Annotated in this window: 19 protein-coding genes and 2 pseudogenes; 4 read left to right on the top strand and 17 right to left on the bottom strand. The window is 62.1% G+C overall.

Translation table 11 applies throughout. The annotated features are described in order from the left end of the window. Positions 1 to 33: 33 nt before the first annotated feature. The 7 genes from FJ949_RS14490 to FJ949_RS14460 all read right to left on the bottom strand — a co-directional run bounded on the left by FJ949_RS14490 (position 34) and on the right by FJ949_RS14460 (position 8,713). Positions 34 to 915: an ABC transporter permease gene (locus tag FJ949_RS14490; protein ID WP_181165435.1), complete on the bottom strand. Its 882-nt coding sequence runs from the start codon at positions 913 to 915 to the stop codon at positions 34 to 36. Between the two features lie 62 nt (positions 916 to 977). After that, positions 978 to 2,561, bottom strand: coding sequence for a sugar ABC transporter ATP-binding protein (locus FJ949_RS14485; RefSeq protein ID WP_140496523.1), 1,584 nt, complete (start codon positions 2,559 to 2,561; stop codon positions 978 to 980). Between the two features lie 165 nt (positions 2,562 to 2,726). Further along, positions 2,727 to 3,869 (bottom strand): substrate-binding domain-containing protein, encoded by a 1,143-nt coding sequence (locus FJ949_RS14480; protein ID WP_140496521.1) that lies wholly within the window; start codon positions 3,867 to 3,869, stop codon positions 2,727 to 2,729. 76 nt (positions 3,870 to 3,945) lie between these two features. Continuing rightward, positions 3,946 to 5,430, bottom strand: a complete 1,485-nt coding sequence (gene aldA / locus FJ949_RS14475; protein ID WP_140496519.1) for an aldehyde dehydrogenase — start codon at positions 5,428 to 5,430, stop codon at positions 3,946 to 3,948. A 41-nt stretch (positions 5,431 to 5,471) separates the two neighbouring features. After that, positions 5,472 to 6,503: a 4-hydroxythreonine-4-phosphate dehydrogenase PdxA gene (pdxA, locus tag FJ949_RS14470; protein WP_210239487.1), complete on the bottom strand. Its 1,032-nt coding sequence runs from the start codon at positions 6,501 to 6,503 to the stop codon at positions 5,472 to 5,474. 223 nt (positions 6,504 to 6,726) lie between these two features. Then, a complete protein-coding gene (locus tag FJ949_RS14465; RefSeq protein ID WP_140496515.1) occupies positions 6,727 to 7,827 on the bottom strand; it encodes a four-carbon acid sugar kinase family protein in 1,101 nt (366 codons plus the stop codon). Further along, positions 7,814 to 8,713: a DeoR/GlpR family DNA-binding transcription regulator gene (locus FJ949_RS14460; protein WP_318013633.1), complete on the bottom strand. Its 900-nt coding sequence runs from the start codon at positions 8,711 to 8,713 to the stop codon at positions 7,814 to 7,816. Before FJ949_RS14460 ends, FJ949_RS14465 begins: the two co-directional genes overlap by 14 nt. 366 nt (positions 8,714 to 9,079) lie before the next feature. Between FJ949_RS14460 and FJ949_RS14455 the strand changes: the two genes are divergently transcribed. Together FJ949_RS14455 and FJ949_RS14450 are read left to right on the top strand one after the other, a co-directional pair. Beyond that, positions 9,080 to 9,481 carry a hypothetical protein gene (locus FJ949_RS14455; protein WP_140496513.1) on the top strand — a complete coding sequence of 134 codons (402 nt, stop codon included), beginning with the start codon at positions 9,080 to 9,082 and terminating at the stop codon, positions 9,479 to 9,481. Positions 9,482 to 9,903: 422 nt separating this feature from the next. Next, positions 9,904 to 10,830 carry a LysR family transcriptional regulator gene (locus tag FJ949_RS14450; RefSeq protein ID WP_140496511.1) on the top strand — a complete coding sequence of 309 codons (927 nt, stop codon included), beginning with the start codon at positions 9,904 to 9,906 and terminating at the stop codon, positions 10,828 to 10,830. 244 nt (positions 10,831 to 11,074) lie between these two features. Here FJ949_RS14450 and FJ949_RS14445 read toward each other — a convergent pair whose 3' ends face one another. Next, complete coding sequence (locus tag FJ949_RS14445; protein ID WP_140497280.1) at positions 11,075 to 12,814, bottom strand: FAD-dependent oxidoreductase; 1,740 nt, start codon at positions 12,812 to 12,814, stop codon at positions 11,075 to 11,077. 368 nt (positions 12,815 to 13,182) lie between these two features. Between FJ949_RS14445 and FJ949_RS30655 the strand changes: the two are divergent. Further along, positions 13,183 to 13,517: pseudogene (locus FJ949_RS30655) on the top strand (DDE-type integrase/transposase/recombinase); the annotation flags it as partial. A 136-nt stretch (positions 13,518 to 13,653) separates the two neighbouring features. Here FJ949_RS30655 and FJ949_RS14435 read toward each other — a convergent pair. The 9 genes from FJ949_RS14435 to FJ949_RS14395 all read right to left on the bottom strand — a co-directional run bounded on the left by FJ949_RS14435 (position 13,654) and on the right by FJ949_RS14395 (position 21,028). Beyond that, entirely contained in the window at positions 13,654 to 14,304 is a 651-nt protein-coding gene (locus tag FJ949_RS14435; protein WP_140496507.1) for a prepilin-type N-terminal cleavage/methylation domain-containing protein, read from the bottom strand. Then, positions 14,301 to 14,669, bottom strand: a complete 369-nt coding sequence (locus FJ949_RS14430; protein ID WP_140496503.1) for a prepilin-type N-terminal cleavage/methylation domain-containing protein — start codon at positions 14,667 to 14,669, stop codon at positions 14,301 to 14,303. Before FJ949_RS14430 ends, FJ949_RS14435 begins: the two co-directional genes overlap by 4 nt. Beyond that, positions 14,666 to 15,085: a hypothetical protein gene (locus FJ949_RS14425; RefSeq protein WP_140496501.1), complete on the bottom strand. Its 420-nt coding sequence runs from the start codon at positions 15,083 to 15,085 to the stop codon at positions 14,666 to 14,668. The genes FJ949_RS14430 and FJ949_RS14425 overlap by 4 nt, the downstream gene beginning before the upstream one ends. Before the next feature lie 37 nt (positions 15,086 to 15,122). Then, positions 15,123 to 15,563: a type II secretion system major pseudopilin GspG gene (gene gspG / locus FJ949_RS14420; RefSeq protein WP_140496499.1), complete on the bottom strand. Its 441-nt coding sequence runs from the start codon at positions 15,561 to 15,563 to the stop codon at positions 15,123 to 15,125. Positions 15,564 to 15,575: 12 nt separating this feature from the next. Beyond that, a complete protein-coding gene (locus FJ949_RS14415) occupies positions 15,576 to 16,781 on the bottom strand; it encodes a type II secretion system F family protein (RefSeq protein ID WP_140624774.1) in 1,206 nt (401 codons plus the stop codon). A gap of 124 nt (positions 16,782 to 16,905) precedes the next feature. Next, positions 16,906 to 17,397: a hypothetical protein gene (locus FJ949_RS14410; RefSeq protein ID WP_140496494.1), complete on the bottom strand. Its 492-nt coding sequence runs from the start codon at positions 17,395 to 17,397 to the stop codon at positions 16,906 to 16,908. After that, a complete protein-coding gene (locus tag FJ949_RS14405; RefSeq protein WP_140496491.1) occupies positions 17,394 to 18,002 on the bottom strand; it encodes a GspMb/PilO family protein in 609 nt (202 codons plus the stop codon). The genes FJ949_RS14410 and FJ949_RS14405 overlap by 4 nt, the downstream gene beginning before the upstream one ends. Then, positions 17,999 to 19,066, bottom strand: a complete 1,068-nt coding sequence (locus tag FJ949_RS14400) for a PilN domain-containing protein (RefSeq protein WP_140781785.1) — start codon at positions 19,064 to 19,066, stop codon at positions 17,999 to 18,001. The genes FJ949_RS14405 and FJ949_RS14400 overlap by 4 nt, the downstream gene beginning before the upstream one ends. A gap of 159 nt (positions 19,067 to 19,225) precedes the next feature. Next, positions 19,226 to 21,028 (bottom strand): IlvD/Edd family dehydratase, encoded by a 1,803-nt coding sequence (locus tag FJ949_RS14395; protein ID WP_140496487.1) that lies wholly within the window; start codon positions 21,026 to 21,028, stop codon positions 19,226 to 19,228. 168 nt (positions 21,029 to 21,196) lie between these two features. Between FJ949_RS14395 and FJ949_RS14390 the strand changes: the two are divergent. Further along, positions 21,197 to 21,552: pseudogene (locus tag FJ949_RS14390) on the top strand (NAD(P)(+) transhydrogenase (Re/Si-specific) subunit alpha); the annotation flags it as partial.

Here is a 21,552-nt window from a genome sequence, read left to right as displayed (position 1 = left end):
CGCGTTTCGTCGGGTCATGGAACTCTGCTGCTTTCAACGCCGGTTCAACGAGACGGCAATGATGATGATAGCGCCCTTGATCACCTCCTGGATGCTGGTCGAAAGACCGAGCACGAGAAGACCGAATCCGAGAATTCCTATGAAGATTGCTCCGACGACAGAACCGACGATCGATCCATAGCCGCCGAAGAGACTTGTCCCGCCTATGATCACGGCCGCGATGACGTCGAGTTCGAGACCCGCCCCCAGGCTGGGATTGCCGGCGGTGGAGCGGGCCGCGAGCATCATCCCTGCAAGGGATGCCATCATGCCGGACAGCACAAAGGCGAAAATTTTGACGCTGTCCGTCCGCACCCCGGAAAAGCGGGCGGCTACAGGGTTTCCACCAGTCGCATAAACACGCCTGCCGAAGGGCATCTGGTGCAGAAGATAATAGCCGACGGAAGTTAGGACGATTGTCCACCAGATTGGCGCCTGCACGCCCAGAAAACTACCGTTCCAGAACAGGTTCGAGAAATCATCGTCGACGATCGACACTGGCCGGGTGCCGGTGATCGTCAGCGCCAGTCCGGAAAAGATCGACAGCATGCCAAGGGTCACAAGAAACGATGGAATGCGTATTTTTGTAACAAGGATGCCGGAGGTGGCCCCGATCGCTGCGCCGGCTGCCAGCACCAGAAGAGCTGCGACGTAGGTGGGAACATCCTGGCCGAGCAGCAGCGCTCCGATCATCCCCGAAAAACTTGCAACCGATCCTACCGACAGGTCGATTTCGCCGCAGATGATGACGAATGTCATGCCGATCGCCATTGCCGAAACGATGGCCGTGATGCGCAGAACCGCGCTTGCGGTCGACACAGACGCGAAGTGTGGAGCAAACAGGACGAAGTAGAGGGTTATCGCCAGGAAGATCACATAGGTGATGTGATCGCGGAAAAAATTTATCGCATTTGCGTGCGAGGGCATAGGGGACGGTTTCATGCTGCAACTCCCTGGGCGCGCGCACTGGCTTGTCTGGCCGCCTCGGCCTGCAGCAACGCGCGAAGTTTTGTCTCGTCGTCCGCGCGATCGATGCTGCGCGTGATCCGCCCTTGCGCCATCACCAGAATGCGATCGGACAAATCCAGGAGTTCTTCGAGTTCCGAAGAAATGAGCAGCACGGCGACGCCTTCGCCGGCCGTGCGGCGCACAAGTTCGCGCATATCGCGCTTGGCATTGATGTCGACGCCGGAGGTTGGTTCGTCGAGGATCAACAGCTTCGGCTTCATGGCCAGCCATTTGGCGAAGACGATCTTCTGCTGATTGCCGCCCGAAAGCTCCTGGGCTTTCTGTAAGGGACCGCGGCACAGGATACTGAGATCGTCCCGGTATTGTCTGAACAGAGCCGTTATCCGGGCCTTCGCCATCGGCCCGAACGGACCCGCCAGCGAGAACTCGGAAAGGCGGGGAAGTGCGAGGTTCTCCTCGATCGAACGTCCACCCACAAGACCTTCGAGCCGACGGTCTTCGGGGACAAGCGCGATACCGGCAGCGATGGCCCTGCTGACACTGCCCGGCTGGACGGGGTCGCTCCCGACGGCGATGTGGCCGGTTACATCCGGAAGGATGCCGAACAAGGCCTTGCCCAGGGTCGAGCGGCCACTGCCGACAAGCCCGGCAAGGCCGACGATCTCGCCCGGGCCGATCGAGAACGACACGCCGGACAGTTTGCGCGAGGTGGCAAGGTCACGGACCTCAAGAGCCGGCGTCCCGGCGGGCGTTGCAGGCTGCCGATTTGCTGGCGCGGCTGCGGCGGGGGAAGGCGTTTGGACCTTGGGCCGGGACATCAACGCCGCGATATCCTCGATGGACGTCTTCTCCGGATCGAGCGGACCGACCAGACGTCCATCCTTGATGATCGAGATGCGATCCGAAAGCTGCAGCACATCGGCCATGCGATGGCTGATGTAGACGATACCGATTCCGTTCTGCTTGAGCTGACCGATTGTCCGAAAAAGCGTTTCCTCCTCATGGATGGTCAGGGACGAAGTCGGCTCGTCCATTACGAGCAGCTTGGCGCCCCGCGAGATCGCTTTGAGAATCTCGACCATCTGGCGCTGAGCGAACGCCAGGTCGCCCACACGTGCCGAAGCATCGAGCGAGAAGGCATATCGCCCGATCAGAGCCCGGGCCTCGCGCAGCATTTTTCTGGCATCGACACGTCGGCCGAAGGCGAGCGGCTCGCGAAGGATAAACAGGTTTTCGGCAACCGAACGGTTCGGCAAGACGCTCAGCTCCTGGAAGATCATTGCGATCCCGCGATCGATCCTCTCTCGAAGCGACAGGGCGGTGACATCCTCGCCGTCGAACAGAATCCGGCCTTCGTCCGTCCGATACGCGCCCATGAGGATCTTCATGAGCGTCGACTTGCCCGCACCATTTTCGCCGAGCAGTGCATGCGTTTCGCCGGCCTTGACCTCGAACGAAATGTCCGACAGCACGCGGTTCGCGCCAAACGACTTGCCGATGCGTTGCATCGTTACGATAGGGCGCTGGGACGTTGAAGTTTTCGCTTCGGCCATGACGATTTCTCGATCGCTCGGGGAGCGCCGGCGGACTGCTGCGGCCCGCCGGCGAAAGAAGGAGCCAGAGCAATTCCAGGAAAAGTGTGTACGGTTTTCCGTCTGGAATTGCGCAAAAACAAAGAGATAGAGCGGTTCGCCGTTTCCGTGAAACGGTGAACTGCTCTAGAAGCACTCGCCGTTGCAGATTTTCACCACCGAAGCCGGCGCATCTTCCTTGGTGACCTGCTTGAGGGCACTGAGAAGGTCGAGCTTCTTGACGCGCAATGTCGGTACCGAAATGTACGGCGGGACGTCATGTCCAAGCAGAGCAAGCGCGGCCGCCTTGGCCTCCGCGACGCCCTGGTCATAGGGGCGTTGCGCACCCACGGCCAGAAACTCGCCACGTGCAACGTTCAGCGCGCTGTCTGCGGCAATGTCATTCGTGGTGATGACGATGTCGCGGCCGAGTGTCTTGGCCGCGGCCACGACCTGCTGCGCGGGCGTGTCCCAGGCAACGAAAATGCCCTTCATGTCGGGATGCGCCGTCAACATGGCGGTGGCGACCTCGTAGGCCTTCTCAGGCGCGGTGAAGGTACCGACGTCCGCGACCTTGATGTCGGGGTGTTCGCCGAATGCCTTGAGTGCGCCGACCTTGCGGGCCGCGACCGAGTAGTAATAGTCATAGACCAGCGTGATGATGCCGACCTCGCCCTTGCCGCCAATGGCCCCGACAAGTTCCTGCGCAGCGAAATAGGCGTTCTTCTCATTGTCGGAAGCGACAACGGACACATAGTCCTTGCCCGGCGCCATATCGACCGGAACATTGTCCATGAAAACCAGCTTGATGCCGGCTGCCGCCGCCTTCTTGTAGGCTTCGGATTCGGACTTCGGATCGATCGGGATCGAGAAGATCACATCCGGCTTGCGTGCGATCATCTGCTCGAGATCGCTGATCTGCTGGCCGGGCTGGAACTTGGCGTCGGTGGTTCCGACAACCTCGATGCCAAGGTCCTTGAGCGTGTTCGAGATCCCGGCCACCTGCAATTGAGGCCAGCCGGCATCCATCGTGTGCATCACCAGCCCGGCGGTGAACTTTCCGGCCTTCAGCTTTGCAAGATCGGCATCGGAGAATTTCAGCACGTCTGGCGACACCGCCGGTGGACCGTCAGGGAAGCCCGGAACGGGTTGGCCTCTCGGCGACAGGGGCAACGGCTCAAGCAATGCCTTTGCTTCCGGTGGAATGGTGTCGTCGGCGATCGCCGAAGATGCGGCCAGTCCTGATAGTGCCACGGCCAAAGCCGCCGCCATGAATCCACGATAGTGCATTTTATTCCTCCCGATGAGATGAAACGGCCATTGCGGCCGGGTAGCGACCTGGCTGGTCGTACTGGCTGGGCGCTGTTCAGCGCCCGTAAGGCATCAATGCCGCCGTGGCGGCACCCGAGTAATTCACGTAGACCGTCTTCTTGCGCATGTAGCTCTCGAGCCCGTGTACGCCGTCGTCACCGCCCAATCCGCTCTCGCGGAAGCCGACATGGAAGCCCTGCAGCATTTCTGGCCCGATCCGGTTCACATAGATTTCGCCAAACGAAACCTCGTTGACGGCCTTCATGACGCGACCAAGATCGTTGGTGAAAAGATAGGCCGACAGGCCATAGCGACTGGTATTGGCGATGCTGACTGCCTCCTCGAAGGTGTCGAAGGGCATGATCGGCACGACCGGGCCGAAGATTTCCCGCGTCATGATCGGCATGTCGGGCGTCACGTCGGTCAATACGGTCGGATTGAGCCAGTAGCCGCCGTCGATCGGCGCCTTGGCCGGGCGTCCGCCGGCCAGCGCCAGCTTCGCGCCGCCCGCGACGGCTTCCGCCAGGACCACCTCGACCTTTTCCAATTCCTCACGGCTGACTTTGGGACCGATATCGGTATTCGCCTGCATCGGGTCACCGACGACCAGCGACTTCGAGAACTCCACGAAGCGCGTGACGAACTGATCGTAAATCGAACGGTGAACGAGCGTGCGTTCGTTGCATATGCAGACCTGCCCGCAATTCATGTAGCGCGAAGTGGCCGCCGACCGCACCGCCAGGTCGAGATCGGCATCGGCCAGGACGATGAAGGGCGCCTTGCCGCCAAGCTCCAGCGAAACGGGCGTCAGGTGGCGCGAAGCATTCGCCATGATGCGCTTGCCGGTCGGCACGCTTCCGGTCATGGTGATGAGGTCGACGCCGGGTTCCGTGCACAGCACCTCGCCTATGGTTTCGCCTCGTCCTGTTATGATGTTGACGACGCCGTCCGGCACGCCCGCTTCCACAAAGATGCGAGCCATTTCGAGCGCCGAAAGCGGCGTGTCTTCATGCGGTTTGAGGACGATGGTGTCGCCGGCGATCATGGCGGGCGCCACCTTTCGGCTGACCAGGGCGCTCGGATAATTCCAGGGAATGATGGCGGCGACGACGCCTACGGGTACGCGCTGGATCCAGACCTGCTCTCCCGCGTAGTCGGATGGCAGGATCTCACCTTGAATGCGGCGGGCAAACTCGGCGTAGTAGTCGAAGAACTCGGCCGCACCGCCCACTTCACCCATGGCCTCATTGATCGGCTTGCCTTGTTCCCTGACGACCACCTCGGCCAGATGTCGGGTGTTCTGCCGGATCAACACCGCGATCCGCTTCATGATCGCCGCACGGGCGAGGGGTGATTTGAGCCCCCAGGCTTTCTGCGCCTTACGGGCTGCCTCTATCGCCTGGCGAGCCTGATCCGGACTTGCCTCGGGCACGTCGACAAAAACCTTGCCGTTGGCCGGGTTGATCACCGGGCGCGTGCCGGCTTCGCCGGCGACAAATCTGCCGTCGATCAGCATGAGATGGGACTTCTCTACAGCCATGGTTCGATCCGCTTCTTCGTGCGTTGCAGGCGTGCCGGTGCCTAAGGTTTGGATTTTGCCGCGGCCATCTGAACGGCGAACTCGATCGCCTCGACCAGGCTGTCCTCGTTGGCGATGCCCTTGCCGGCGATGTCGAAGGCCGTGCCGTGGTCGACGGAGGTACGAATGATCGGAAGGCCGAGCGTCACATTGACACCGGAGAGCGCTTTCCATTCACCGGTCGCGGGATCGACATTGAAGCCGAGCAGCTTCACCGGAACATGGCCCTGATCGTGATACATCGCGACCACCGCATCATACTGACGGGCACGTAGCTTGACGAAGACCGTGTCGCCCGGAACAGGTCCAACCACGGCGAAATCGGGCGATGTGTAAGAGGCGACGACCGGGGTCGTGATGTCGATGTCCTCACGACCGAAAATGCCGCCTTCGCCAGCGTGCGGGTTGAGCGCGGCAATCGCAATGCGCGGATGGGCAATGCCGAGGCTCTGCAATGCCTCGACAGTCAACTCGATAACCCGGCGCAAACGAGGTTCGGTCAGTTTCGACGGAACCTGAGCCAGCGCCACATGGGTCGAGACATGGCTGACGCGAAAATCGCCATGGGCAAGCATCATCACGGAATCGCGTGCGCCTGTCAGCTCCGCCAGCATGTCGGTATGGCCGGCATAGTGATAGCCGGCCAGGTTGAGTGCTTCCTTGTTGAGAGGGGCCGTAACGATGCCTGCTATCGAGCCGGCCTGGGCCAGGCGAACAGCCTTTTCGATGGCCAGGTAGGCAAGGCGCCCGCCTTCGGCCGACATGACGCCTGTCTCTATGGGTGTCCGCTCTGGTCCGGCCTCAAGAATGGCCACGGGCGGAAAATGTCCGTTGGGCGAAGCCGACGGTTCTTCCCGCTCGATACGTCCTGAAATGGACTCCATCGCGCGCATCGCGGTGACGCTGCCGATGATGAGAAGCGACAGTGACCCCTCGGCAAGGCGCGGTTTCAGCCGTGCGCATGCCTTCGCGATGATCTCGGGGCCGATGCCCGCGGGATCACCCATTGTGATGCCGAGCCTTGGACCAGACATAAACACCCCATATCGGTCAATTGTGATCATCTTCTAATCCTTCTGGCCAGATATGCGCAATAGTTTTCTTTCGCGATCATTCGCAATCAAATTTCACGGCTGATCGGACTGCGCCTCTCCCTCTGCGGGCTGAAATCTCGACCGCACCCGGCTTCGCAGTGTTTTTTGACGCTATTTGACCGGCAAGGCGGATGTGCCGCGTCTTCGCCGGCGATCGTCCTGATCAGGAACGCGCGAGAGCGGCAAGCCTGCAGAGCAGGGCGCTGTCGCCGAACGCGCCCGATTTCGAAATCGTGGCCAGCCCCTCGAAAACGCCGCCTTTGATGACGGAAACCGGCAGCCCCGGCTCGATCTCGCTTTCGACCGTGAGTTCGACGGCGCCTAGGCTGTCGCACACCGACCGCAATGTTTCGCCGCCAGTGACGAGCAACGTGCCGGGCTTCGGCAAATCTTCGAGAAGCGAGGCAAACACCTTGCCGATATGATCCGCCACCGCGTGGCGATCACCCGATGCGGCGACGCTGACGATCGAAGGCGCGCCTTGCATCATCCGTTCCGCCAAGCGCCTTTTCGCTTTGTCGATGTCGTGTTCGATAACGATATGCGCATCCGCATGCCGGGCGGCAAAGAGGGCCACCTGTCCCGCAGTGATCTCGTGATTTGTTCCGACAAGGCCAAGGAATGGCCCGGATAACGCAGGAGCAGGCTCCTGCGGTGCTTTCATGTGCCGGGCGAGTGCCGCCGCCAGGCCGCCTGTACCGACCCACAAGGTTCGTGCCTCCGGCATTCCGGCCGTTGCGACGATCTTGTCCAGGTCCGTGTCCGTTTCGGCATCGTAGAGGGTGATGAAATGGACCGGTCGTGCCCTCGGTGTTGAACGCCCGACCGAAAAGCGCTGGCCGAGGTCGGCGAGGAGGTCGGGACCAACCATTTCAGGCCGATCGAGCCGCCATTGGCGCCCGGCGCGCGTAACACGCCCTTGAAATGGGAAAGCAGGCGCCAGCACAACGCGCTGGTACGTCCCCTCGACGATGCAGGCTTCTATTTCGGCGATGACGTGACCGCGCAAAAGGCTGTCGATCTTCTTGAAACTCAGCTGTCCGGCGGCGAGCCATGGCGCGAGCGCCTGGTGCCTGGCGACGGCCGTGGCCTCGGCGCCCTCTCGTGTGGCGACATCGACAGCCATGCGCCCCGAAAACGGACCGTCCAGTCGCCAGCTCACCCCAATGCCGTGGCCAGGCGACGCGAAGGAAACCGCGCTGTCCAGGGCGCCGGTCAGGTCGTCGGCTACGACCCGGATATCCGCAATCTCAAGAGCGCTCAACTGAAGAACCTGGACGGCTGACGCGCACGACGCGGACGTTCACATCGAGCGTCCGAAGATTGGTGAGGTGAGCCTGATCGATGCCCTCGTCGGTAATGATCTGGTGGATATCGGCCAGACGGCAGATGGTGCAGAAATTGGGGGCAGTGAACTTCGAATTGTCCGCAAGCACGACGACACGGCGCGCCGCCGCGATCATCGCCTGCTTCATCGCCGCAACCTCTAGCGAGGTCTCCGTGAGCATGTCTCCGGTGATGGCATGGGTCCCAAGAATGGCCACATCGGCGTGGATGGTTCTCAGGAAATTCTCGCCGGGCTGGCCGACCAGGGTCAGTGAGCCTGGCTTGCAGGTGCCTCCAAGCATGACGAGGCGTACTTCCGGCACGGCTGCAAGTATCTGCGCGATCGCAAGACTGTTGGTAACGGCGGTAAGCGGGATAGGCGCCGCGGCGATGGCGCGGGCGACTTCCAGCACGGTCGTGCTTGCGTCGAAAATGACGCTTTGGCCGGCGCGGAGTTCCGACATCATGGCGGCACCGATGGCCTCTTTCTCTGCCCTGGCGAAATGCGCCGCGGTGGCGAGATCCGGCTCGAAGGTGGCGAGTTCCGTGCGCTGAAGCATCGCCCCGCCATGCGTTCGCTCCAGTGCTCCCTGCCGTTCAAGCATCTCGAGATCGCGCCGGATGGTCGAAGGCGATGCGCCGATGAGATCGATGAGTTCCTGAACGCCTACAGCTCCTTGCCGTTTAAGGCATTCGAGAATGAAGGCATGACGCTTGGCTGGAATCAAATCGACCCGTCCGCGCCCGCCATCGTCTTCCCGGGACCCGGCGGACGCCGAGGGCGCCATGTCCTCCACCGCTGATTTTCGGACATTCCTTGCCACGTTTGTATCTCCGCACGGTGCCGCAAACGCGCTCGCCTGAATCACGCGAGCGATGTCCCGCAAATATCACCAATCCATCCAGCGAGCCCAATCGTTTGTCATTTTGGTGGGCGATTTCCCACCGTTTGGCTCCATTGGAATTATTTTGACTGATTTTGACCGCATATGCTAATCAAATGCGGTCAACCTTGGTCAGGAGAAATTGAAAAACGAGCAGTTTTCGTCAAACATTCAACAGCAATGCCGGTCCCTGTGGGCTTCCGTTGCGAACCGGATTGGAGGAACCATGTCTTTCTTGTCGAGCCTCAAATCGGCCGTCGTCGCTGCCGCGGCCTCGGATAGCAAGCGACCCGCAGGGAAGGCGAGATGATGGGCGCCAAGGCGAGGAATCCCGACGCCAAGCTCCTCCGGCTCGAAGCCAAATTCAACGCCGCGAGCGATCGATGGAACAAGGCGACGGACCGGACGGCGGCAGTTGAGGAGAAATTCGAAAAGGCGATTGACCGCCTCAAATCGCGTCTCATGTCGCGCATCGCAAAGGCGGAAAAGAAGGAGGAGAAAAGGGCAGTGGCCTTCGGCCGTGCGCTCGATAAGGTCATGAAGACCAGGGCGAAAACCATTGAAGGCCTAGCCGCGAAAGTGAGAGTTCGGGAACGCGACTATACCGATGCCGAGGATATCGAGATTGAAATCCTCAAAAGCCTGGTCGATGACATCAAGGCGATGGCCGGCGGCGTCACAGGAGAAACGAGCGGTGTAACCGATTGAGTACGGTGGCTAATTTTGCCACGATTTGACAATGGTCAGGTTGGGGAAATTCCCCACGAGGATGGGGTCCGCAAATTTGTGGATCCGGCACCCCTGCCCGAGCTGTGCTATGACATACACGACCTTGCCCCTTGGCTCGACAGCCCGGAATTCGGCGATCTAGCCCGCGACGAACTTGTCGGAAAACTGGGCGATCGTTCGCGTCAAGGGCATTGCCGTTTGCCAGGGTTGGCAGGATCGAAGCCGCTATTCAAATGTCGTTTGCAGGTATAGCAAGATCGACCCGATGATAGACTTGGCCAAGTTTCCGTTTGGCGACTTGGCGGAAGATGGGACCCAATCTGGCGGAGGACCGCCAATGATCTTCATTTGAAATCCTTGCGGTCGATGTGATCTCGATATAACATTTACGCAATCCAGGCATGACCCCACCGCTCCACTCGATCATTTCCAGGCTCCACCTGAAACAGCTGCGGCTCCTAGTCGCGCTGGGCGAGCACGGCTCGCTTTTGAAGGCATCGCAGCAGGTCGCGTTGACGCAACCGGGCGCGAGCAAGGCATTGCAGGAAATCGAGACGACCTTCGGCACGCCGCTGTTCGTTCGCACCAACCGGGGCCTGGAGCCCAATGCCGTCGGCCATTGCGTGATCCGCTATGCGCGCCTGATCCAGACGGATCTCGCGCACCTGCGCGACGAGATCGTCGGAATCATGCGTGGCCAGGGCGGGCGGGTGGCGGCCGGCGTCATCATGGGCGCGGTGCCGCTGCTCACCGATGCCATCTCCGCGCTCGTTGCGCGGCAGGCCGACTTGTCCGTCGAGATCGTCGAGGACACCAGCGCCGCCCTGCTGGCCCAGCTCGAAGCCGGCCGGCTCGACCTGGCGATCTGCCGCACGACCATCAGCCAGGCGCCGCAGGTCTACGACAGCGTGAAGCTCCAGGATGAAACGCTCGCGGTGATCGCGAACGTCGGCCATCCGCTCCGGCACGCGAAGAAGCTCACCCTGCAGGAGCTGGCGCCATACCGATGGGTGGTATACCGCGCGAACATGCCGATGCGGCTCTTGCTCGAACGCGAATACCGCGATTGCGGGATCCGGTTCCCGCAGCACCTGCTCGAGACGACCTCCGCTTTTGCGACGCTGGCGCTGCTGCAGGCCAACCCGTCCTTCGTGGCCCTGGTGTCAATCGAAGTCGCGCAGTTCTTCGCGCACCGGCAGATGACGCGCATCCTGCCGCTGGCCCTGGCGTCGCGAAGCGAGGCCTATGAGCTCGTCACCCGCAAGGGGGCGTGGGTTCCGCCCGCCGCCAAACTGCTGATCGACGAATTGGTCCATCGCCAGTCCTGAGCATCAGGTCGGCGCGACCGCGCCGGTCAGCGCTGTATCCGCCAGGGTGCCGCCGTCGCCCTGAAAAAAAGCATCGGAAGCGGCCCTGTGGCGGTGATCTCGACGGACCGGGGCACGAAGGCGGCCGGCATGGCCAAGTTCTTCATGCCGCCGGTGCTGGAATCACTGGCCTCGGGTCCGAGGAACAGGTAGTCCCGCCGGACCGAGAGGCCTGGCGGGACTATTGTTGAGAGCTGTAGTCCTGCTAATACGAACTGGAGGCTGCGTGCCTTCCTGCGATGATGCCCTGAGAGAGAGCTCGACCGTTCCCGTGCTGACTGAATCCGCCAGCAGCTTCGCCGGCGGCGTAGAGGCCGGGAATCACCTGAGAGGCATAGTCGAGGACCTGGCTTGAGCCGTTGATGCGCAGGCCGGACCGGGCGTCGTGGATCACCGGCGTCGACCAGGCGGCATAGAAGGGGCCCCGTTGGATCTTGTATTGGGGTGTCGGTTTGCCGAAGTCGGCGTCGGCACCCGCGTCAACAAAGCTGTTGTACCGCGTCACCGTTTCGACCAGGTTGCTTGCCGGCATCGGAACCCGCTGATGCGGCATGACGATCTTCTGTGCGAGTTCCTCCAGCGTGTTTTCCTGGAAGAAGAATCCATCGGGATCGACGAAGGGCGGCGCCACATTCCATCTCTGGCGGGCCACGGCATCTGCATCGAAGATGGCCCAGATCGGGCCACCGCCGTTGTGGCCGTCGCCGATTCCAGCCAGAGCGGCGTTGATCCAGTTTTGCGGGTTGTATGTGATGTTCTTGGCGTTCAGGTAGCTGCCCTGAGTGTACGGGTTGACCGAGCCAGCGCTGTTCGTCCCGAATTGACCTCCCGTTTCGTCGTAGAACCGCCTCCCGATCATGTTTACATGGATAACGTTCTGGTTGTTGACGTTGGCTAGTCCCGAAGCTTTCGCAAGGTGGAAGACAGGGCTATTGGGCCCCCACTGCAGGAACGAGTAGTTGTACCGCGTTCCGATGGCGGTTGGCTTGGTGATGTTAGTGCCGAACTCTCCAGTCTGGTTGTACGTGCCCGCGAGCGACGCGCCGACATTCAGCCCTGCGAGTATGCCGCTGGCGTCCTGGAAGGAATAGGGCTCGCCAGCGACGCCGCAGTACTCCGCGGTGAGCCGTGGGTCGAACTGTCGGCGGTATTCCACATTGCCGTTTCCGCCGCCACTCGCAATCACTACGCCCTTGCGTGCCTGAATGTTAACGAGGCGGCCCTGATTGGAGGCTACGACCCCGACCACGCCCGCTTTCGTCCGCAGCAGTGACTCCAAACGGTAATTCAGCAGGATCTTCACGCCACGCGCCTTTGCCGCGGCCTCCAGCGGATATATGAAGCCGGGCCCTTGAGACGTCGTCCGCTGTTGGCTCGCGGCTACCGGCAAGCCGGTCCGGACCGAGACGTAGTTCATGATCGCCGTATGCATCATACGGTTCACCGAGTTGCCGACCTCATTGCCGCCGACATTGTCGGGCCTGGATGTCGTCCACACGACGCCATGGCGGACCAGAAAGTTGTAAAGGTCGACGTTGACGTCGGCAAATGCCCGGATCAGCTCGCGATCGTTATAGCGGTAGCTCGGAAAGCCGTTCGCCTGGACGATGGACCAGTCGGTAAGGTCGCGATACAGGAGGTCTGGCGAGTCCGCGATGCCGGCCGCCATCTGGGCAGGGGTTCCGCCTCCCAGGGGAATGTTGCCTGAGCTGACGATGCCACGTCCCCCGATGTGCGGTTGCGCCTCGAGGACAATAACCGACGCGCCCGCCTCTGCGGCGGCGACTGCGGCCCCGAGGCCCGCCGAGCCGCAACCCACAACGACGATATCGGCTACGCGCGGGTCCGCGGCATTGGCAATGCTCGGCTGCAATATGCTGCTGGCCACCCCTGCGGCGGCGATTCCGGCGCCGGCCTTCAACAATGAGCGTCGGCTGACTGTCATTACGTTCTCCTCCTGATATTTTTAGACCAGCGCATTCGGGCCAGCGCATTCGGGATTGTTTGGATCTGGGCCTGAACAGCGAAACTCATTAATCGTGATCGCCGCAGAGACTTGGCCGGCCGGAGTATTGCAGCATTCGCTCGCGCGACAACTGAGAAGATGTGATCTCGGTATAACGTTTACTCAACCCAGGCATGGCCCCACCGCTCCACTCGATCGTTTCCAGGATCCACCTGAAACAGTTGCGGCTCCTACTCGCGCTGGGCGAGCATGGCTCGCTCCTCAAAGCCTCGCAGCAGGTCGCGTTGACGCAACCGGGCGAGCAAGGCATTGCAGGAAATCGAGACGACCTTCGGTCGCCGCTGGGTTACGGCAGGCCGGAACGCATTGTCATCGACGGCAGCCAAACCAACCGCGAGGCGGTCATTTCCTGCGATGCTGAAAGCCGTCTGCGGGACCGCCCGCGACGTTCACCGAAGCCGATTCACATCCGCAACAGCAAGTACCTCAATAATTGGATCGAACAGAACCATCGACGCGTCAAGCGCCGCATCCACTCCATGTTCGGCTTCAAGTGAATGCGACCGCCGAGGTTATTCTCACTGGCATGGAGATGGTTCACATGATGCGCAGACAGCAGGCGAGGTTTGCCTACAATCCATCTCCCTCGATCGCCGAGCAGTTCGAGATCCTGGCAGCCTGATCAGCGACGCGAAAACAAAAGAACGATTTGCGACAGAGCCCGCGAATGTCGATAGCCAGCGGCAGCCTTGCGCCGTCTGCATGCCACGCTGTTTTGCAAGCCTGTTATCGGCGCCAATCGTACAGCCCTGCGGAGTTCAGAAGCCGATGCCGTAGCGCTGCAGACACGGCGCGAGCGCTTCGGCCGCGCCGCAACGCGCGGGCAGCTCGACGCGTAACCGCGCATAGGCCCATTGCCGCCAGGGACGCGGAGAACTGCCGGATATCTCGATACGGACGAGTGACGGCATGCGGTTGGTGCTTGTCCATTCGGGGCTGAGCGCGCCGTCCGGCCCGGCATAGCTGAACGAAAGCTTCAGATCGCCTCGCACCAGCGGAAGATCCTCCCCGCCCTCGCCCATCCTGTGATCGCGGCGGGCACGAATGAGGGCCTCGTCGGCTCCGGCCCGACCCATCGAATAGGTGATGTCATCAAGTCCCGCACGCGGCTCGTAGCCGAGCGCCGGGCGCTCGAAGGTGACCTCGTCGGCATGGCCGGTGAAGCGGATCGCAGCGGCTCCCTCCGGGTTGGAATAGCCGGGCTGCGCCGCCTCCAGATCCTCGACCATCCGGTCGAGAATCACCGCCACCGTGTCCTCCTGCCCGCCTCTGGCGATTATCCCCTGCCATTGGCGCAGCCAGGTTCCGGTGTAGAGTGCCAGCCCGCCAAACAGCATCGTCGCAAGCACCAGCGAAGCCAATGCCTCGATCAGCGTGAAGCCGGCCCGAGCGCTGCGTTTCCTTGTCATTGCCGCTTGCCGAGGCGCACGGTCTGCATCGCGTCGTCATCCGATCCGTCGGTGCTGCGAACGGTGACGGAGTAAAGCTGCCATCCGGCGCGAGCCAGGGCAGTGCCGCGTTCGAAGCGGTACGGTTCCACGATGACCGTGAAGCCTCCGATCACGCGCCGGCCCGTTCGCAACGGGCTAAGGGTCATCGCCGCCGCCATGGCAGCCTGCATGCCGACACGGCGTTCGGTCGATCGTTCCAGACCCGCGAACGCACCTGCGGTGCCCGTGATCATGCGCGCGATCGGAACGATCAGCAGCACGGCGACGGCAAGCGAGGCCAGAACCTCGATCAGCGTGAAGCCGCGTCTGCGCCGTCCTGTCATTTCGGCCTCATTTCCACGCGGCCGGTCAACCAGTCGACGCGCAGTTCGATCTCCCGGCCGCTGGCGGACAGTGTCATGACGCCCCCACACGACCGTCCGTCGGCAAGGAAGCGCAAGGCTCTGCTTCCGCCTCGTATGGGACACCGGTCCGACGTGACCCAGTTCATGGCCACCCCATCCCTGATCGAGATCGGATTGGCGCCATCCACCTGGATGCGTTTGTTTCCCGGATCGACCCTCACGTCGGCGACGCTGCCCGTGGTCAGCGCCTTCGCTCTGCCCTTGCGGAACTCCCCGCTGACGCGAACCGCCTCGCCAGAAAGCTCGGCAGCCCCGATGCTGGAACGCGGGCGCGGCATCAGCACGAAGGCCGCGAGAGCGACGATCGCAAGCGCCGCGACCACGTCGAGCAGCACGACACCGCGTTGCGTCCTTTTGCGGTTGCTGTTGCCCTTAGGGCTGGGCGGACACATTGGAGCCGCGCCCACCGGGCCCGTCGGTGGTGATGTTGAACGTCTTTCCGTCGCTTGCGTATCTGTATTCATGACCCCACGGATCGAGCGGAACGGTCTCGCCGCGAACGTATGGCCCGTTCCAGACCTGGATGGTCGAGGGCTTGCGCACCAGCGCTCCCAGCCCCTCTGCCTGCACCGGATAACGGCCGACATCGATGTAGAAGATGTCGAGCGCGCTGGAAAACGCCTCGATCTGAAGCTTCGCCGCACGCACGCGCGAGTCGGACAACTGCGCGAGAACACGAGGACCGACGAGCGCCGAGATCAGGCCGATGATGGCCAGCACGACCAGCATCTCGATCAGCGTAAAGCCTGCCTCGCGGCGCCGGGCACGCTTGCGCTGCATGAGATTGGGACCAACTGCGAAATGAACGCTCATGCAAACAGCCTCCTAGCGGACCATGTCGTTGAATGACATGAGGGTGGACATGATCGACACGATCATACCACCGATCAAGATACTGATGGTTGCCACTGCCGCAGGGCCGACAAGCCCGACGATACGGGACAGCGAACGCTCCAGCCGCACTTCATAGAAGTCGGCGACACGATAGGCCAGCCCTGCGAGTTCGCCACTTTGCTCGCCGAGCCTCAACATGCGCACCGCCAGGGGGGGAAGCTGAAGAATCTCAAGCGCATGGCCAAGCCTATTCCCCTGCCTCAGCGCGTCGGACGCCTGCTGCGCGCGTGCCCGCGCGGCCTCGCCGTGGTCGACGGTATCGCTGATGAGCTTGAAAGCCACAGGAACCGCCACGCCAGTCTCGACCATGATGCCCAGGAGACGGGCGAAGCGCCCCGTCCGATAGCTCCCCGGTATCTCCGACAAAAGCGGAAGTTTCTTGGCGAAACCCCAAAGCCATGCCCAGAGAAGGCCCCGCCGCGCCGCCACGAACCCCAGCAATACGAGTATCGAAGCCGCAAGCAAAAGGACCAGCCCATAAGCGCGCAGGAAATTCGAGACCGCGAACATCACCACCATCAGCGTGTCCTTCTTGCCGCTCTGCATGAGCATCGGTTCGAACTGAGGAACGACCCCCACCAGGAAGAAGACCAGTACGCAGATCGTGCCGGCAAACAGGACTGCCGGATACCGCAGCGCCTCGCTGACTTTGGCCCGCAATGCCTCGAAATGCTGGCGCTCCTGCACGATGCGCGACAGGAGGGTGGGTAACTTGCCGGAGGTCTCCGCGACACGAACCATGGCGACCTGGAACGCCGGGAACAGAGCGGGCCAGGCTTCCAGCGCTCTGGAGAACGAGGTGCCCGACGCCAGGTCGGTGCGAATGCCGGCAACCACGGGCTGAAGCCTGCCGCTGTCGAATTCCTTTTCCATGATCGCCAGCGCTTCGTCGATCCGGATCCCCGCATTCAGCATGATCGACAGGTCGGAGAGCAGCCGCGTGACCTGCGACGCCGGTATTCGGGTCGAAAACAGCGGTGCGCGCGATGCAGACTGCCTCGGTTCGACACTTACCGGGATCAGCCCGCGCGCCCCGAGCTTCTGGACGGCATCGTCGGAATCGGACGCATCGATCCGCCCGAGTTCGAGACGACCCTCGCCATTCAAAGCCTTGTATGCGAATGCCGTGGAGACCATGGAGGCCAAATTTCCTAACTGTACGCCTCTACTGGAGACGTTCGTTCCTGATAGCTGTCTGTGAAAGAAACTCGCTCCATTAATCCCTGCCGGAGGCTCGGAATGTGCAACCACTCCATTTGGATCAACCCCCTGAAGGCGTGGGCACCGGCTCCTCCGGTGGCAACATTTGTTCACCGCTTGCCTCATCCGAAAACCGCAGCGAGGCGCGTCCTCCCGCTCCATCGAGCTTGACTTCGAACTGGCCGACTTCCTTCAGGGTCCAACCTTCCCGGCTTTCCCCCGTGCGCAGCGTGAAGGCCGCCATTTCGGCCGGGGTGGTGAAGGTCGCGCTGTTGAGCCTTTCCGACCGCACGATGCCAACCAATTGCCACTCGGGCGCCGCGGCAGGCGGGGGCTCGGGTTCCGGCTCGGGCTGCACGACAATAGGTTCCGGCTCGGGGGCACCGAACGCGATCGGGGCAGTCCGGTCCGGCGAGAACAGGGGCCGATCCCGAAGCGCCGCATAGTCGCTCACCTGGCGTTCCCTGACCGATAGCTTTTCTGCGCCGAAGGACAGGCTCGAAGAGGCCGCGATGGCGGCGAGCATCATTGTCGCGCCCAGCATGGTCATCATGACTGGGGTCCCTTCTCCCGGAAGGCCGACAGCATGACGTTCAGCGACAGCGGCCGATCCATGGAACCCGAGGTCTGATTTCCCCCCAGATCGACGTTTCGGTTCAACCGAAGCCTGAAGCTATCAACGACCATGACGGGCGAGCTTGCCTCGATGGCATACATGAGATCGGGCAGCGATTGCTCCATAACCTCGATATCGGCAGTTAAACGAATGCGTTCCAAAGACTCCAACTGAGGATCGCCTATATCGGCGACCTGACCGTCTGTGGGAACATCGACGCGCCGGATAACGGCACCCACGCGTTCAACGCGGTTGGAGAGCAGACTCTGGAATTCGGCCGAGACGAGCCCACTGGTTTGCGCATCGAGAAGAATCTTGCCCTCGCCGGGATCCAGAGCCTGGTTCGCGCCTTGGGGAACCGGGGAAGTGGACGCCTTGCTTTCGAGCAAGGCGGTACGTTCCTCATAGAGCGCCAGCGCGCCCGCCTCCGCGCGCCAGGACAGCAGCGTATCGGCGACGAGTACAAGAGCTCCGACGACCAGCAGGGCCATGACGACCAGGGATTGAAGCCGCGTGTCGCGCCACAGGGGTGTCGTCCTCATCGCAGCGAACCTCCCGTGCGGATGAGCGGGCGGGTATCGACCTCGAACTCCGAGGTAACGCCATCCTCGCCGCGCAGGGCCGATCCGACCAGCTTGCTGTCTTCGAAGCGACCCGATGATTCCAGCGCGGTCAGTACTTCGGGCAGGTCCTTGGTCCGGCCCGAGAGACGCATGCGGCCATTGGCGAAGGACACCTCAATGGCATAGGAATGCGTCGGCAAAACCTGAGCCAGGTCGTCCAATGCTCCCAGCGCGCTTATCGCGTTGTCCTTGATATTCCGCGCCTCCTGCTCAGGCGCTGTTTCAGCCTTGTCCGGAGTCGCCGCCAGCGCGATTGCCTGGCGCGCCTTCTCGGCCCGGATCTCGACGGCGGCGCGGCGCTCGGCATAGTTGTTCTGGATCATCGGCCGCACCGCCGGAGCCGTGACTGCAGCGACTAGGCTTACGCCCAGAACTCCGGCAAGGACAAACTTTATCCGGCCACGCGTGCCGGTGACCCGTTGCCGCTGTGTCAATACTTCCACGGCATCGCCTTCCGGAAACGGCGCCGAGATCACGACCTGGCGGGCCTCGGCCACATTCAGGCAGGCCAAGGCAGCAGCGACACGCGACCTCGGAACGATTGCGACGGCGACGGTGATCTGCCGCGCCTCACGGCTGATCCCGAGGACCCTGTGGCCGAAATAGATATCGGAAGCAGGCAATGGCGAAAGCGCGCCCATCCGCGACGTAACGATGCCTTCGACGTGGCTGGCAGCCTCCATCGGCAGTTCGATCCGGCGCGCGATCACCCAGCTCGCCGGGATGCCGAGATGGACCGCCTTTCCATTCACCGCGGCGCGCAATGCGGCCGGCGCCTGCGTGTCTGGAGAAATCAGTATCAACAGGGGTGCTGACGGCTTTCGGCTGGTCGCCGGCTCGATTTCAAACGCGCTCCCATCGTCCGCGACCCGCGCGACCACGCGGCTGCTGGATTTGACGCGCGCAAGTTCATCCAGCAGGGAGGCCGGTCCCGCGATCCAGTCATCCAAGCCGCGGATCGCCGCGGTGAAAGGATAAGCCATTCCGGTCAAACCCCAGAGCAGAAGCCGGCACCGGATCCGGAGTTCCGTCGCCCGCGTGAATACAAATCATAGCGCATCTTCAGGTCCTAATTCCAGATCAGTCACAGTTCTTCGCCAATCGAGCACCGATCTTGAACGCAGGCCCAAGTAGGAACTGTCCTAATGATTGTCGCGCGGCAGGCCGCTGGTGACGGCGATGTTCTGGTACTTCACCGCCGGCTTCAGAACCATTCCCTCGGACAACTGGTCAACCATTGACCGCTGGATCTCCTGCCAGGGTGTCTGATGCTTCGGATATGCATAGCCGCCCTCGTTTTGCAGGTCGACGCGACGGCGCTTAATCTCGTCGTCCGACACGAGGATGTCGGCGGTCCCCTTGCGCAGGTCGATGCGTACCCGGTCACCCGTACGCAGCAGCGCAAGGCCACCACCGACGGCCGCCTCGGGCGAGGCGTTGAGGATCGATGGAGAGCCGGAAGTGCCGGACTGACGGCCATCGCCGATGCAGGGAAGCGAGTGGATGCCCGCCTTCAGCAGGTAGGCTGGCGGCTGCATGTTCACGACTTCGGCGCCGCCCGGATAACCGACTGGGCCGGCTCCGCGCATGAACAGGATGGTATTCTCGTTCAGGCCGAGTGACGGATCCTCAATGCGACGGTGGTAGTCTTCCGGACCGTCGAAGACGACGGCGACGCCCTCGAAGGCATCGGGGTCTCGCGGATTTGACAGATAGCGGTCGCGAAACTCCGGCGAGATGACCGACGTCTTCATGATTGCGGAATCGAACAGATTGCCTTTCAGGTTGATGAAGCCGGCATCCTTCCTGAGCGGATTGGCCACGGTACGGATGACCTTGCCGTCGAGATTCTCTGCCGCGGCGCAATTGTCGCCGATCGTGCGGCCGTTGACGGTCATGGCTCCAGGATGCGGCAGCAAGCCGGCCTTCATCAGCTCTGCCACCACGACCGGCACACCGCCCGCATGATGATAGTCCTCGCCGAGATATTCACCGGCCGGCTGGAGATTTACGATTAGCGGAACGTGGTGACCGACCTTCTGCCAGTCATCGACGGTCAGCGACACGCCGAGATGCCGCGCGATGGCGTTGAGGTGGATCGGCGCATTGGTCGAGCCGCCGATGGCAGAATTGACGACGATGGCGTTCTCGAAGGCTTGCCGCGTCATGATGTCGGAGGGTTTCAAGTCCTCGCGCACCATGTCGACGATGCGCTTGCCGGTTTGGTAGGCGATCTGGCCGCGCTCGCGATAGGGTGCTGGAATGGCGGCGGAGCCCGGCAACTGCATGCCGAGCGCCTCGGCCAGCGAGTTCATCGTCGTCGCCGTGCCCATCGTGTTGCAGTAGCCGACGGACGGCGCCGATGAAGCGACGATGTCCATGAACTGGTCGTAGTCGATCTCTCCTGCCGCCAGCCTTTCGCGTGACTTCCACACGACCGTGCCGGAGCCGGTGCGTTCGCCCTTGTGCCAGCCGTTCAGCATCGGGCCGACGGACAGCGCTATGGCTGGAATGTTGACGGTGGCCGCGGCCATCAGCAGCGCCGGGGTGGTCTTGTCGCAGCCGATGGTCAGCACGACGCCATCCAGCGGATAGCCATAAAGCAACTCGACGAGAGCGAGATAGGCGAGGTTGCGGTCGAGCGCGGCGGTGGGCCGCTTGCCTGTCTCCTGGATCGGGTGGACCGGGAATTCCAACGGCACCCCGCCGGCGGCCACAATGCCGTCGCGCACGCGCTTGGCGAGCTCGATATGATGCCGGTTGCAAGGTGACAGGTCCGAGCCCGTCTGGGCGATGCCGATAAGCGGCTTTCCGGACTGCAGTTCTTCGCGGGTCAGCCCATAGTTCAGATAGCGTTCGAGGTAGAGCGCCGTCATGCCGGGATTGTCCGGATTGTCGAACCACTCGCGCGAGCGTAGCCGCTTCGCACCATTGATCTTGGACATTTACACCTCCAGAACCGCCGTTTGGCCATCGATATGGCATCGGCAACTGGCGGACAAGTACCCTCAATCAGATATGTGGACAAATTGCCCATTTTGTGGATTGTAGTAAGATGTGAACGATACGGCAGGCGCGCAGATGCGCCGCGTGCCGGGGAGGGGTAGCCAAGCGTGAGCCAGATCATCTTCATTCCCGCCGAGGGCGGCTCGGGCGAACCCCGTGTCGCGGCGTCGCCCGATACGGTGAAGCGCATAGCCGCCCTTGGCTTCGACGTGGTGGTTGAGAGCGGAGCGGGCACACTGTCCCGCATCGCCGACGAAGACTACGCGAAGGCCGGTGCCACCATTGGTTCCGCATCCGATGCGGCCCGTGCGGATGTGATTCTGAAGGTGCGCCGGCCGACTGATGCGGAGCTGAAAAGCTACAAGTCAGGCGCTGCGGTCATCGCCATCATGGATCCGTATGGCAACGATGCCGCCGTCGCGGCGCTGGCCAAGGCCGGGCTGACGGCCTTTGCGATGGAATT

The sequence above is a fragment of the Mesorhizobium sp. B2-4-1 genome (genome assembly GCF_006442185.1).
In the GTDB taxonomy this organism is placed as follows: domain Bacteria; phylum Pseudomonadota; class Alphaproteobacteria; order Rhizobiales; family Rhizobiaceae; genus Mesorhizobium.
The sequence above is the reverse complement of the archived record's forward strand: the minus strand, read 5'-3'. Positions and strand labels throughout refer to the sequence as shown.

What these genes read in the sequence shown, in the direction of transcription:
- FJ949_RS14455 (WP_140496513.1), top strand. Translation starts at nt 9,080, where the DNA reads ATGATGGGCGCCAAGGCGAGGAATCCCGACGCCAAGCTCCTCCGGCTC.
- FJ949_RS14450 (WP_140496511.1), top strand. Translation starts at nt 9,904, where the DNA reads ATGACCCCACCGCTCCACTCGATCATTTCCAGGCTCCACCTGAAACAG.
- FJ949_RS14430 (WP_140496503.1), bottom strand. Translation starts at nt 14,669, where the DNA reads ATGACAGGACGGCGCAGACGCGGCTTCACGCTGATCGAGGTTCTGGCC.
- FJ949_RS14405 (WP_140496491.1), bottom strand. Translation starts at nt 18,002, where the DNA reads ATGAGGACGACACCCCTGTGGCGCGACACGCGGCTTCAATCCCTGGTC.
- FJ949_RS14395 (WP_140496487.1), bottom strand. Translation starts at nt 21,028, where the DNA reads ATGTCCAAGATCAATGGTGCGAAGCGGCTACGCTCGCGCGAGTGGTTC.
- aldA (WP_140496519.1), bottom strand. Translation starts at nt 5,430, where the DNA reads ATGGCTGTAGAGAAGTCCCATCTCATGCTGATCGACGGCAGATTTGTC.
- FJ949_RS14480 (WP_140496521.1), bottom strand. Translation starts at nt 3,869, where the DNA reads ATGCACTATCGTGGATTCATGGCGGCGGCTTTGGCCGTGGCACTATCA.
- FJ949_RS14435 (WP_140496507.1), bottom strand. Translation starts at nt 14,304, where the DNA reads ATGACAAGGAAACGCAGCGCTCGGGCCGGCTTCACGCTGATCGAGGCA.
- gspG (WP_140496499.1), bottom strand. Translation starts at nt 15,563, where the DNA reads ATGAGCGTTCATTTCGCAGTTGGTCCCAATCTCATGCAGCGCAAGCGT.
- FJ949_RS14415 (WP_140624774.1), bottom strand. Translation starts at nt 16,781, where the DNA reads ATGGTCTCCACGGCATTCGCATACAAGGCTTTGAATGGCGAGGGTCGT.
- FJ949_RS14445 (WP_140497280.1), bottom strand. Translation starts at nt 12,814, where the DNA reads ATGACAGTCAGCCGACGCTCATTGTTGAAGGCCGGCGCCGGAATCGCC.
- pdxA (WP_210239487.1), bottom strand. Translation starts at nt 6,503, where the DNA reads ATGTCTGGTCCAAGGCTCGGCATCACAATGGGTGATCCCGCGGGCATC.
- FJ949_RS14485 (WP_140496523.1), bottom strand. Translation starts at nt 2,561, where the DNA reads ATGGCCGAAGCGAAAACTTCAACGTCCCAGCGCCCTATCGTAACGATG.
- FJ949_RS14410 (WP_140496494.1), bottom strand. Translation starts at nt 17,397, where the DNA reads ATGATGACCATGCTGGGCGCGACAATGATGCTCGCCGCCATCGCGGCC.
- FJ949_RS14400 (WP_140781785.1), bottom strand. Translation starts at nt 19,066, where the DNA reads ATGGCTTATCCTTTCACCGCGGCGATCCGCGGCTTGGATGACTGGATC.